The organism is Pseudomonas putida (assembly GCF_028682475.1).
Classification (GTDB): Bacteria; Pseudomonadota; Gammaproteobacteria; order Pseudomonadales; family Pseudomonadaceae; genus Aquipseudomonas; species Aquipseudomonas putida_AG.
The window spans coordinates 46226-59142 of sequence record NZ_JANHLE010000035.1; the positions used below are offsets into that span (position 1 = coordinate 46226).

Sequence of the window (12917 nt, forward strand, 5' to 3'; positions counted from 1 at the left end):
CTTAGAACTTGTAATTCACACTGGCAACCACGTTGCGCTCGTCACCGTAGTAGCACCAGTAGCCGTCGCAGTTGGCCAGGTAATCCTTGTCGAACAGGTTCTTGGCTTCGACCGCTACGGTCATGCCTTTGAGGGTGCTGATCTTGCGGCCCAGGTCGTAATGCACCGAAGCATCGTAGACGGTGTAGGAGCCGACATGGGCCAGATCGGTGTTGGCGGTGTTGCCATAGTTGTCGCCGACATAGCGTACGCCACCGCCGATACCAAAGCCGTCGAGCACGCCGTTGTACCAGGTGTAGTCAGCCCACAGGGTGGCCTGGTTGCGCGGGATCAGCGCCATGCGATTGCCTTGCTCGTTGGCCGCACCCTTGAGGATTTCGGTGTCGGTGTAGCTGTAGGAACCGATCAGTTTGAGGTTGTCGGTTACCTGGGTGGTCGCCTCCAGTTCCAGACCGCGGACCTGCAGTTCGCCGACCTGGCGGGTCAGGTTACCTTCGGCCACTTTGACATTCTCCTGGCGCAGGTCGTAGACCGCGGCGGTGTACAGGTTTTTGCTGCCCACCGGCTGATATTTCACACCGACTTCATACTGGCGCCCTTCGGTCGGCTTGAACGACTGGCTGGCCGAGACCGCAGCACCGGTGGTCGGCTGGAACGACTCGGTGTAGGAAATGTACGGGGTCACGCCGTTGTCGAAGACATAGCTCAGGCCGACGTTGCCGGTGAAGGCCGTGTCGCGTTCGGTGCTGGTGGCGTCGCCGAGGTTGTGGAAGGTGGTACCGGTGTGCACCCAGTCTTCACGACCACCCAGGGTCAGGCGCCAGTTGTCCAGGGCGATCTGGTCCTGGACATAGAAGCCGGTCTGGCGGGTCTTCTGGTTGTAGTCGTACATGGTGAAGTACTGCACCTTGGAGAAGTCCTGGCCGTACGGTGGGTTGATCACGTTGCCGGGTGGCACGCTGGGGCTCAGACCGTAGTCCCAGCGGTAGTTGGTATTCGAGCGCTGGTGATCGAGACCGATCAGCAGGGTGTGGCCAAACGCACCGGTCTGGAAGTCGGCCTGGAAGTTGTTATCCACGGCGAACTGGCTGATGTCTTCGTTGACGATGCCGGTTTCCCGCGGAACCGTGCCGTCTGCTTCGACGAAGCCGTTGTTCATGGTTGCGACGTTGATGCCCTGGAACGACAGATCGCTCTTGGTGTAGCGCAGGTTCTGACGGAACTGCCAGACATCGTTCAAGCGATGCTCGAATGCGTAACCGAGCGCGTAGTAGGTGCGGTCGTAGAATTCCCAGTCCGGATCGCCAAGGTTCTTGTGGTGAGAGATATCGCCGGCTGGCGAGTCCAGCTTGGTGCCTTGTATCGGCAGGAACTGCCCGGAGATGCCGGTATCGTCGCGGGTGTACTGGGTGATGAAAGTCAGGCTGGTGTCTTCATCCATGTTCCAGGTCAGGCTGGGGGCAATGTTGTAGCGCTTGTCCGGAACGTGGTCGGTTGGCGAGCTGCTGTCGCGCACCACACCGCTGACGCGGTAGAGGAACTGGCCCTGGTCATCGATCTGGCCGGTGCTGTCGAAGTTGATCTGGCGGTGGTTGTTGCTGCCGACCTGGGTTTCGAGCTGGTGCGCGCTTTCAGCTTGCGGGCGACGGCTGACCATGTCGAGCATGCCGCCTGGCGGGGTCTGGCCGTAGACGGACGAGGCCGGGCCACGCAGCACGGCGATACGCTCAAGGTTCCACGGTTCGACCTTGGGGTTGGCGAACGAGCCTTTTGGCAGCGGCAAGCCATCGAGGAACTGGGTCGGATCGAAGCCGCGGACCCGCAGCCAGTCGGCGCGCGGGTCGGAGGCGTAGCCGCTGCTTTGTACGCCTGCGGTGTAGCGCAGGGCGTCGTTGAGGTTGAGGACCTGGCGATCATCCAGTTGTTCGCGGGTGATAACCGACATCGAACGCGGGATTTCGACGATCGGGGTGTCGGTCTTGGTGCCCGCAGCGGTGCGGGTGGCCGTGAAACCGGTGGCCGGGCCCCAGGCGCTTTCATAATCGCCGGTGGCGTTGATACTGGTTTCCGGCAGCGCCATGGCGCCTTCGGGAGTCGCTACCAGGCTGTAGGTGCCCGCGCTGCTTTGCTGCAGTTGCAAACCGGTGCCCCGCAAGGCCGCCTGCAACGCGCCGACGCCGCTGTACTCGCCGCTGACCGGTGCCGACGTGCGGCCGCTGGCCAGGCTCGGGTCCAGGGTCAGGGCGATACCGGCCTGGCTGGCGATCTGGTTCAGGGCGCTCGACAGCGGTGCGGCAGGCAGGTTGTAACTGTGCAGGCCGGATTGCTCGGCGGCAACCAGCGAGCTGCTCACCACGGGGGCGGACAGGGCAATGGCGATGGCCAGCAAGCTGGGGCGCAGGAAGGTTTGAACAACGCGGGACATGCAGCAACTCCTCGACGAATAAGTGCTAACTAGCTTCCTTGCCGAGTGAGAGAGAAAAAGTGATAGGGGTTAGTGAAAATAATTTAGATTTTGATTGCGGCTGGGATTGCAGGCGAAAATCATCGCGGGGCAAGCCCGCTCCCACCGGGTCAGTGGGAGCGGGCTTGCCCCGCGATCAGGTTGCTAAGGTCGCGCCACCACCGTCACCCACCACGGGGTGTGCTGCTCGATCTTCACCGGCAAGGTCGGCAGCAACGAGGTCAGGGCCAGGTTGGTGTCGTTCAGCGGGAAGCTGCCGGTAATGCGCAGGTTGGCCACCTCCGGTGCAACGCCTAGATAGCCGCTGCGATAACGGCCAAGCTCGTCGATCAACTCGCTCAGTGGTACGTTGTCGACCACCAGCATGCCGCGGGTCCAGGCGTCGGCGCCGACATTCAGCCCGGCAATCTGGCCGAGCCGGTCATGGCTCATCAGCACCTGCTGGCCTTCATGCAGAATCTGTTCGTCGCCACTGTCCTGCGGCCTGGCCGCCACGGCCGACTGCAACACGCTCAGGCGGGTACCCTGATCTTCCACTTTGACCAGGAAGCGCGTACCCAGCGCACGCATGCGTCCGTCTTCGGTCGCGACGACAAAGGGACGATCATCCTTGTGTCCGGTCTCGATGGAGACTTCACCCTCATGCAGGACAATCAGGCGCTCCTTTTCATCGAAGCGGATGTCTACCGCCGAATGGGTATTAAGGCTGATCAGGGTGCCGTCGGTCAGGCGCAGGCTGCGTTGCTCGCCGGTGCCGGTGCGCTGATCGGCGAGCCAGTAACCGGCTGACTGATAGGCGCTGACCCAGCTCAGCAAGCCAACCACCAGCACCAGACTGGCGACGCCACTGCCAATCTTGCGTACCCGCTGACGCAGGCTGGCGCGCGATTGCAACAAGGCCTGGCGCGCCGGCCCGGCGGCGGCACTGAAACGCTGATCGAGCATGCCCAGTTGCATCCAGGCGCGGGCGTGTTCTTCATTGGCAGCATGCCAGCGGGCGAATTCGGCGCGCTCGTCGGCACTGCCGCTGCCTGAGTCCAGGCACAGCTGCCAGGCGATGGCGGCGTCAAGCACACGGGTGCTGACCGGTTTGTTGTTCATGTTGGCTCGCCGTACAGGGCGATATAGCACTGGCGCATGCCCTGGGCCAGGTACTGGCGCACGCGGGACACGGAAACCCCCAGGCGTTCTGCAATCTGCGCATGATTGAGGCCGTCCAGACGGTTGTAGAGGAACGCCGCGCGGGCTTTGCTCGACAACTTGCCCAGCAGGCGATCAATGGCCTTGAGGTCTTCGAGAATCAGGTGTTGTTCTTCCGGGGACGGTTGTTCGGCTTCGGGGATCAGCAGCAGTTCGGCCAGATAGGCCTGCTCCAGTGCCGCGCGGCGAAAATGATCGAACAACAGGCCCCTGGCGATGGCCAGGAGAAAGGCTCGGGGTTCACGCGGTGGCGGCAGCTGGTCACGACCGAGCAGGCGCACGAAGGTGTCCTGGCTGAGGTCTTCGGCACGCTCGGCGCAGGCGATATTACGCCGTAGCCAGCCGAGTAGCCAACTGCGATGGTCGCGGTAGAGCGTACCGACCAGCTCACTGTGTGGGCTTTGTACGGACGACAAGGCGTTCCCCGAAAAAGATGCGTTAACTAACGAGAATTATTCGCGATTGTTGCAGAATCTTCTTGTGGAACGCAATTGACGCTCATCGGATGGCGCTAGAAGCCGTGACTTTGTTGCTTTCGCCGCCGCCAACGCTGCAGGTGCTGGTCCAGCTGCGCCGGGCTGTCGAGGTGCTGGCGGCGGGCCTGGCTGAAGAGGATCAGGGCCAGTTCGGCGGTGACCATGGCATCGGCGCTGGCATTGTGGCGTTCAATCGCTTCCAGGCCGAAACAGGCGGTCCAGTCGTCCAGCCCGGCCTCGCGCAGGGTGATCTGCGGGTTCAGCAGCGGCGCCAGTTCGGCGACGTCGAAGAACGGGTGCTGCAGGCGATAGCCCAGGTGGTCTTTCAGCGCGCGGCTGAGCATGCGCTGGTCGAAGGGCGCGTGAAAGGCCAGCACCGGGCTGTTGCCAATGAAGGTCATCAGGTCGAGCAGCGCCTCGACCGGATCGCAGCCAGCGGCAATGGCGCTGGGCCCCAGGCCATGGATCAGGACGCTGGAGGTCAGCTTGTGATCGCGTTGGTAGAGGGTGCGCTCGAACTGCTGGCTGAAGTCGATGGCGCCATCTTCGATAACCACCGCGCCAATCGAGAGGACTTGATCGCGCTGGGTATTCAGGCCGCTGGTTTCCAGGTCGAGGACCACCCAGCGCTGGTTGCGCAGCGAGTCTTCGCTGAGTGGGGCGGCAGGTGTCAGTTGTGCTACCCGTTGGCGAACCTGTTCGTTGATCTGTCGGGGCCGCAGCCAGGTGAACAGGCTCACAGCTGATACCTCAGGGCCAGGCTGCTCTGCAGGCGCTGGGCCTGGCGCAGGGACTCGCGCAGGATGCGCCGGTCGAGGTGGTTGAGGCTGTCCGGATCGACGCGGTTGGAGTAGGGCAGGTGCTGCCGGCTTTGTAACTGGTGTTGCTGCATGCGGGTTTGCTGGATGAAGTGGTAGGCCTCTTCATAGGCGGCGCCATCGAGCGGGTCGATGACTTCCCGGGTCACCAGCTCGCGCAGGCGTTCCAGGGTGTTGTTGGCGCTGATGCCATTGGCCAGCGCCAGCAGGCGCGCACCGTCGACGAACGGCGTCAGGCCCTGGACCTTGAGGTCCAGGGTGGCCGCCTTGTCATTGCCCTGACGGGTCAGCACGAACTCCCGGAAGCGCCCGACCGGTGGCCGCTGGCGCAAGGCATTACCAGCCATCATGCGCTGGAACAGGCGGTTATCGGCAACCTGTTCAAGAATGCTCTGGCGCAGCTGCTCGCAGGCGCTTTCGTCACCCCAGACCACGCGCAGGTCGAAATAGATGCTCGAGGCCAGCAGGTTTTCCGGGGTGGCTTCACGGATAAAGGCGGCGAAGCGTCGTGCCCATTCGGCACGGGACAGGCACAGCTCGGGGTTGCCGGCCATGATGTTGCCCTTGCACAGGGTAAAGCCGCATTGCGCCAGGCCCTGGTTGATGTGCTGCGCCAGCGGTAGCAGGCGGCCACGGATCTCGGCGGCGTGGGCGGCATCGCGGGCTTCGAACAGAATGCCGTTGTCCTGGTCGGTGTGCAGGGTCTGTTCGCGCCGGCCTTCACTGCCAAAGCACAACCAGCTGAAAGGTACACCCGGATCGCCTTTGTCCTCGATGGCCAGTTCGATCACCCGGCACACGGTGTGATCGTTGAGCAGGGTAATGATCTGGGTGATCTGCGTTGAGGACGCGCCATGGGCGAGCATGCGTTCGACCAGCTGGCCGATCTCGCCACGCAGCGACACCAGGCTTTCGATCCGCGTGGCATGGCGGATGGTCCGCGCCAGGTGGACCAGGTCGACCCGTTGCAGGGAAAACAGGTCGCGCTCGGAGACCACCCCGCACAGGCGTTTGTCCTCGACCAGGCAGACGTGAGCGATGTGCCGTTCGGTCATGGCGATGGCGGCGTCGAAGGCGCTGGCCTGGGGGCTCAGGTAGAACGGATTGTGGGTCATATGGCCGGCGATCGGCTGGGCGAAATCGGCGCTGGCGTCGGCCACTACCTGGCGCAGGTCGCGCAGGGTGAAGATCCCCAGCGGAAAGCGCTGCGCATCGACGATCACGATGCTGCCGACCTGCTGCTCGTGCATCAGGGCCACGGCTTCGCGCAGCGGCGTCTGGCCTTCGCAGACCACCGGGTGACGCATGGCCAGCTCACCCAGGCGGGTGTTGAGCGAGTACTGCGTGCCGAGGGTTTCCACCGCACGCCGCTGGACCTGTTGATTGACCTGGTCGAGCAGGCTGCTGACGCCGCGCAGGGCAAAATCGCGAAACACATCGGAAAGGGCGAACAGGCGAATGAATGCCGCCTTGTTCAACTGCAGGCAGAAGGTGTCTTCAGCGGCCAGGTGTTCGGTGCGGGTCGCACGCTCGCCGAGCAGCGCGGCCAGCGGAAAGCACTCGCCGCTGGTGATCTCGAAGGTGGTTTCGGTGCCGGGGCGGGTGACGTGCTGGCGTTCGCCGATCACCCGGCCCTGTTTGACGATGTAGAAGTGTTCGACCGGCCCGTCGGCGGGCTTGATGATGCTGTCTTTGGCCGCATAGAAGCGCAGCTGACACTGCTCGACGAGAAACGCCAGGTGGGCGTTCTCCATCTGGTTGAAGGGCGGGAAGCGTTGCAGGAATTGCAGGGTCCCCTGGATGTTCTGCAGTACTGCAGTTTTTCCGGCCTGGGAGAAGGCGTCCATTTTGCTCATGAGCATTACCGCGTCTTTTGTGTCGACCTGTGTACATCGACCTTGTTGTTTTCGACCCTCATGGTCGGCTGCAGGGTGCCCAGTGCCCATTGGACGTAAGTCTAAATGGGGCGACGGGCAGGGTGAGAAACGCGACGGGTGTCAAATTGTCGACGAGAGGCGGGTTGCAAGGCGATCAAAAGCAGTCTGAACTTGATTCGAGGGACATTTTGCGAGTCATTGATGATGAGACAGCCATGCCCGACCAAGAAGACATACTGAGTGATGCCGAACGTGAAGCACTGGCAACGGTTACGGCGCGGGCTGCGTCACAGAAAGTATTGATCGTCGATGACAATCAGCTGGCTCGTGAGGCGTTGGCCAGTTACCTGAAAACCAAGGGTATCAAGTGCCTGATGGCGGAAAATGCCGAACAGGCCTTGACGTGCCTGAAAGGCAAGCAGGATATCGGTTTGTTGATTACCGATCTGCGTATGGGGCCGTTCGATGGCCTGGAGCTGATCCGGCAGATTCGCGAATCGGAGAAAGCGGCGTTGCCGATCATCATCGTGTCCGGTGATGCCGACGTGCCGGACGCCATCGCGGCGATGCATTTGAGTGTCGTCGACTTTTTGCTCAAGCCGATCGATCTGGAGAAGCTGGTGGGGTTGGTGCGCAAGGAGCTGGGAATGTTTTGAAGCTTATCGCGGGGCAAGCCCGCTCCCACAGGGTGTGGTGATATCCCTGTGGGAGCGGGCTTGCCCCGCGATTAAAGCGACGCGATTACAGACCGTTCCTGGCCTTGAACTCACGACGACGGCGATGCAGCACCGGCTCGGTGTAGCCGTTTGGCTGCTTGGTGCCTTCTACCACCAGTTCGACCGCCGCCTGGAAGGCGATGTTGTTGTCGAAGTCTGGTGCCAGCGGGCGGTACAGCGGGTCGTTGGCGTTCTGCTTGTCGACCACCGGCGCCATGCGCTTGAGGCTTTCCAGTACCTGCGCTTCGGTGACGATACCGTGGCGCAGCCAGTTGGCCAGCAACTGCGCGGAAATCCGCAGGGTGGCGCGGTCTTCCATCAGGCCGACATCGTTGATGTCCGGCACTTTCGAGCACCCTACGCCCTGATCGATCCAGCGTACAACGTAGCCGAGGATGCCCTGGGCGTTGTTGTCCAGCTCGTTGCGGATTTCTTCGTCCGACCAGTTGGTGTCAGGCGCCAGGGGGATGGTCAGGATGTCATCCACCGAGGCCGGGGTACGCTTGGCCAGTTCCGCCTGACGGGCGAATACATCGACCTTGTGGTAGTGCAGCGCGTGCAGCGCGGCAGCAGTCGGCGACGGAACCCAGGCAGTGTTGGCACCGGCCAGCGGGTGAGCGATCTTCTGCTCGAGCATGTCGGCCATCAGGTCCGGCATGGCCCACATGCCTTTACCGATCTGGGCACGGCCTTGCAGACCGGTAGCCAGGCCGATATCGACGTTGGAGTTCTCGTAGGCAGCGATCCACTTCTGGGTCTTCATGGCGCCCTTGCGCACGACAGCGCCGGCTTCCATGGAGGTGTGGATTTCGTCGCCAGTACGGTCGAGGAAACCGGTGTTGATGAACACCACACGTTCCTTGGCCGCTTCGATACAGGCCTTGAGGTTGACCGTGGTACGGCGCTCCTCGTCCATGATGCCGACCTTCAGCGTATTACGCTTCATGCCCAGCACGTCTTCGATGCGACCGAACAGCTCGTTGGTGAACGCCGCTTCTTCCGGGCCGTGCATCTTCGGTTTGACGATGTACACCGAGCCTGTGCGGCTGTTCTTGCGGCTGGTGTTGCCGTTGAGGTTGTGGATCGCGGCAAGGTTGGTGACCAGACCGTCGAGGATACCCTCGGGTACTTCGTTGCCGTCCTTGTCGAGGATGGCGTCGATGGTCATCAGGTGACCTACGTTACGCACGAACAGCAGCGAGCGACCGTGCAGGGTGACGGTGCCACCGTTCGGCGCGCTGTATTCGCGGTCCGGGTTCATGGTCCGGGTAAAGGTCTGACCGCCTTTGCTGACGCTTTCCGACAGGTCGCCCTTCATCAGGCCGAGCCAGTTGCGGTAGATCACTACCTTGTCGTCGGCATCGACCGCGGCAACCGAGTCTTCGCAGTCCATGATGGTGGTCAGGGCGGCTTCCATCAGCACGTCCTTGAGGCCGGCAGCGTCGGTCTGGCCGACCGGGGTGCTGGCGTCGATCTGGATTTCGAAGTGCAGGCCGTTGTGCTTGAGCAGGATCGAAGTCGGTGCCGAAGCGTCGCCCTGGTAGCCGATCAGTTGGGCATCATCGCGCAGGCCGCTGTTGCTGCCGCCTTTGAGGGCGACGACGAGCTTGCCGCCTTCAATACGGTAAGCGGTGGAGTCGACATGCGAGCCGGCAGCCAGCGGCGCGGACTCGTCGAGGAAGGCGCGGGCGAAGGCAATCACCTTGTCGCCGCGAACCTTGTTGTAGCCTTTGCCTTTTTCCGCGCCACCGGCTTCGCTGATCGCGTCGGTGCCGTACAGGGCATCGTACAGCGAGCCCCAGCGGGCGTTGGAGGCGTTCAGGGCGAAGCGCGCATTCATCACTGGCACAACCAGTTGCGGGCCGGCCATGCGGGCAATTTCGTCGTCGACGTTCTGGGTCGAGGCCTGGAAGTCTGCAGCTTCTGGCAGCAGATAACCGATGTCCTGGAGGAAGGCTTTGTAAGCCACGGCATCGTGAGCCTGGCCTTTGCGCGCCTGGTGCCAGGCATCGATCTGTGCCTGCAGTGCGTCACGTTTGGCCAGCAGTGCTTTGTTCTTTGGAGCGAGGTCGTTGATGATCTTTTCTGCCCCCACCCAGAACTGCTCGGCGTTGACGCCAGTTCCGGGAATGGCTTCGTTGTTCACGAAGTCGAACAGGACTTTGGCGACCTGAAGGCCACCGACTTGAACGTGTTCAGTCATTGCTTGCCTCACTCTGCTCAGCTATTGCTCTTCTATTTAGGCCTTGCGCGCTTCTCTAAACACGGCACCAGAACATGCCCGATGGGCGGCTGGGTGCTGCCTGCCAGACAGGCTGGCGAGCGGTTGCGTATTTTCACAGGCGCCTTGGCAGACATCGATTCGACGTTTTGTAGTCCGCGCTGCGGCATACTACATGATGCGCTGCGGTTGTGAAAATCAGACTAAATACGTCGTTCTGCGACCATTTGGTCGCAGAGGGTCACGCTGGGAATCAGTATGTTCTCAAAAAAGTGGCAGATTGTTCCAGATAAATCTTGAAACGGTACACGATTTGTCTTCAAAGGCTGCTGCGGCAGGTTGCCGCGCCTTGCCTATACTTTCTGCGCGCCCTTTGAATTCAGGGGCCTAACCTTTAAAAGCAGAGGGTTACCGCGTGGATCATCTCGTACTGACAGTGATCGCCCCCGACAAAGCCGGCCAGGTCGAACGTATCGCTGAATGCATTGCCGAGCATAACGGTAACTGGTTGGAGAGCCGCATGTCGCGGATGGCCGGGCAGTTTGCCGGGATCCTCAAGGTAGCGGTGCCGGCGGAGTCCTACGAAGAGCTGGTCCGGGCCCTGGAAGCCTTGGGCAAACATGATATTCGCGTGCTGATTGCCAAAAGCGGCATCGATCCGTCCTGTACCTGGAAGCCGATTGCCATGGAGTTGGTGGGCAATGATCGCCCGGGTATTGTCCGTGACATCACCCGCTTGCTGGCCGAACAGGGGGTCAATGTGGAGCGCCTCAGCACCGACGTGCGTCCGGCCCCGATGAGCAGCGAGCCGCTGTTTCACGCAGATGCGTTGCTGGCGATGCCTTTGACCCTTTCTCTGGATGTGCTTCAGGCCAAGCTTGAGGCGCTGGCAGATGACCTGATGGTGGAACTCAAGCTGCGGCCGGAAGAATAGTTATCCCGGTTTGTCGGGGACCGGCCTGTGGATAAGCTGGGGGAAGCCTGCGCCAGCCCAGGCGGGCCGCGGCTTTGCAGGAGTTGAGCAAAAAACCATCAATCATCAGTGGCTTGTGCACAAAGCACGGGGATGAGGGTGTGGATAACCTTGGGAGAGGTTGCTGTAGGCCACGAATCACGTGGCCTGCAGACATTTGTACGTTTTTTGATCAGCGGCGCCGACGCAAGCTCAGCCAGGCATCGACGCTGTAGAGGGCCAGACCGGCCCAGATGAACATGAAGGCCACCAGTGTACTGCTCGACAGGTGTTCGCCAAACAGCAGTACGGCCTGCAGCAGTACCAGCGTCGGCGCCAGGTACTGCAGGAAGCCCAGGGTGGTGTAGGGCAGGTGTCGAGCGGCAGCGTTGAAACACACCAGCGGCACCAGGGTCACCGGGCCGGCGGCGATCAGCCACAGCGCTTCGCTGGTCGTGTAAAAGCTCGCCTGAGCGCTATGGGCCATGGGGTTGAGCAGCAGCCAGCCGATGGCCAGCGGCACCAGCATCCAGGTTTCCACCACCAGTCCCGGCAAGGCCGCGACGGGGGCCTGTTTGCGGATCAGGCCGTAGAAGCCGAAGCTCAGCGCCAGCACCAGCGAAACCCAGGGCAGGCTGCCGACTTGCCAGACCTGCTGGGCCACCCCCAGTGCCGCCAGGCCTACGGCAACCCACTGCAGGCGGCGCAGGCGCTCACCCAGCAGCAACATGCCCAGCAGCACGTTGACCAGCGGGTTGATGTAGTAGCCCAGGCTGGCTTCCAGCATACGGCCGTTGTTCACCGACCAGACATAGGTCAGCCAGTTACCGGCAATCAACGAGCCACTGAGGGCCAGGATCGCCAGGCGCTTGGGGTTCTCGCGCAGTTCGCGCCACCAGCCCGGATGCTTCCAGACCAGCAACAGCAACGAACCGAACAGTGCCGACCAGAGCACGCGGTGGACGATGATCTCCACCGCTGGCACGCTTTGCAGCGCTTTGAAGTAGAGCGGGAACAAGCCCCAGATGATGTAGGCACTCAGGCCCAGGATGTACCCGCGGCGCGGGTTGGCAGCGTGCATGCAGATTCCTTGCTTAGGCAGCTATCTAAAAGCACCGCTATTGTAGACAGACTTGTGTGCGCGTCAGAACAATTTCAGTGGTTCTTCATCCAGCGCCGCCATCTGCTCGCGCAAGGCGAGAATCTGGTCGCCCCAGTAACGCTCCTGGCCAAACCACGGGAAGCTGCGCGGAAACGCCGGGTCGTCCCACCGGCGTGCCAGCCAGGCACTGTGGTGCAACAGGCGCAGAGCGCGCAGCGGTTCTATCAGCGCCAGTTCGCGCGGGTCGAAATCGTGGAACTCGTTGTAGCCATCCATCAGTTCGGCCAGTTGGCCGAGGCGTTCATGGCGGTCGCCGGCAAGCATCATCCACAGGTCCTGAACCGCAGGGCCCATGCGGCAGTCATCGAGGTCGACAATGTGGAAGACTTCGTCGCGGCACATCATGTTGCCGGGATGGCAGTCACCGTGCAGACGGATGGTCTGGTGCGGGGTGCTGGCGTAGATGGCTTCGACCCGTTTGAGCAGGTCGCGGGCAACGGACTCAAAGGCGGGCAGCAGGCTTTTCGGCACGAAATTGCCTTCCAGCAGGGTGGCCAGCGAGGCGTGGCCGAAGTTATCCACTGCCAGGGTTTCGCGATGTTCGAATGGGCGGGTGGCACCGACCGCATGCAGGCGGCCGAGCAACTGGCCCAGACGATAGAGCTGGTCGAGGTTGCCGGGCTCTGGGGCGCGGCCACCACGACGGGGGAACAGGGTGAAGCGAAAGCCGCTGTGTTCGAACAGGGTTTCGCCATTGTGGATAAGTGGCGCTACGACGGGGACTTCGCATTCGGCCAGCTCGGCGGTGAAGCTGTGTTCCTCGAGAATCGCCGCATCGCTCCAGCGGTCCGGGCGATAGAACTTGGCGATCAGCGGTTCCGACTCTTCGATACCTACCTGATAGACACGGTTCTCGTAGCTGTTGAGTGCCAGAACGCGGGCATCGCTGAGAAAGCCGATGCTCTCCACAGCGTCGAGGACCAGGTCGGGGGTAAGGGTTTCGAAGGGGTGCGACATGTCAGCTCCTGCTGTGCGGCAGGTGGCCGCATCATGTGGGCATGGTACCCCACAGCGGGGCCGCTGGCGCGGCC

General features: G+C 62.0%; 10 protein-coding genes. 2 read left to right on the forward strand and 8 right to left on the reverse strand.

The features are described from left to right. Position 1: 1 nt before the first annotated feature. The 5 genes from NPS47_RS22435 to NPS47_RS22455 form a co-directional block, all read right to left on the reverse strand. Entirely contained in the window at positions 2 to 2425 is a 2424-nt protein-coding gene (locus NPS47_RS22435) for a TonB-dependent siderophore receptor (protein WP_274296947.1), read from the reverse strand. A 183-nt stretch (positions 2426 to 2608) separates the two neighbouring features. Beyond that, a complete protein-coding gene (locus NPS47_RS22440) occupies positions 2609 to 3565 on the reverse strand; it encodes a FecR domain-containing protein (protein ID WP_274296948.1) in 957 nt (318 codons plus the stop codon). Further along, positions 3562 to 4080 (reverse strand): RNA polymerase sigma factor, encoded by a 519-nt coding sequence (locus NPS47_RS22445; protein WP_274296949.1) that lies wholly within the window; start codon positions 4078 to 4080, stop codon positions 3562 to 3564. Before NPS47_RS22445 ends, NPS47_RS22440 begins: the two co-directional genes overlap by 4 nt. Positions 4081 to 4175: 95 nt before the next feature. Beyond that, positions 4176 to 4880 carry a 3'-5' exonuclease gene (locus NPS47_RS22450; RefSeq protein WP_274296950.1) on the reverse strand — a complete coding sequence of 235 codons (705 nt, stop codon included), beginning with the start codon at positions 4878 to 4880 and terminating at the stop codon, positions 4176 to 4178. Next, positions 4877 to 6814 (reverse strand): DUF294 nucleotidyltransferase-like domain-containing protein, encoded by a 1938-nt coding sequence (locus NPS47_RS22455; protein WP_274296956.1) that lies wholly within the window; start codon positions 6812 to 6814, stop codon positions 4877 to 4879. Before NPS47_RS22455 ends, NPS47_RS22450 begins: the two co-directional genes overlap by 4 nt. A 236-nt stretch (positions 6815 to 7050) precedes the next feature. Here NPS47_RS22455 and NPS47_RS22460 point away from each other — a divergent pair, with 236 nt between their 5' ends. Continuing rightward, positions 7051 to 7491: a response regulator gene (locus tag NPS47_RS22460; protein WP_274296951.1), complete on the forward strand. Its 441-nt coding sequence runs from the start codon at positions 7051 to 7053 to the stop codon at positions 7489 to 7491. Positions 7492 to 7576: 85 nt separating this feature from the next. Here NPS47_RS22460 and NPS47_RS22465 read toward each other — a convergent pair whose 3' ends face one another. Then, positions 7577 to 9754: a malate synthase G gene (locus NPS47_RS22465; RefSeq protein WP_274296952.1), complete on the reverse strand. Its 2178-nt coding sequence runs from the start codon at positions 9752 to 9754 to the stop codon at positions 7577 to 7579. Between the two features lie 433 nt (positions 9755 to 10187). On the opposite strand from NPS47_RS22465, the gene NPS47_RS22470 reads away from it, so the two are divergent. Continuing rightward, the gene (locus tag NPS47_RS22470; protein ID WP_274296953.1) at positions 10188 to 10706 is read left to right on the forward strand and encodes a glycine cleavage system protein R; all 519 of its coding nucleotides are present in this window, start codon (positions 10188 to 10190) and stop codon (positions 10704 to 10706) included. 211 nt (positions 10707 to 10917) lie between these two features. On the opposite strand, the gene rarD is transcribed toward NPS47_RS22470, so the two are convergent. Together rarD and NPS47_RS22480 are read right to left on the reverse strand one after the other, a co-directional pair. Further along, the gene (gene rarD / locus NPS47_RS22475; RefSeq protein ID WP_274296954.1) at positions 10918 to 11805 is read right to left on the reverse strand and encodes an EamA family transporter RarD; all 888 of its coding nucleotides are present in this window, start codon (positions 11803 to 11805) and stop codon (positions 10918 to 10920) included. 63 nt (positions 11806 to 11868) lie between these two features. After that, positions 11869 to 12843, reverse strand: a complete 975-nt coding sequence (locus NPS47_RS22480) for a serine/threonine protein kinase (protein WP_274296955.1) — start codon at positions 12841 to 12843, stop codon at positions 11869 to 11871. Positions 12844 to 12917: the final 74 nt, after the last annotated feature.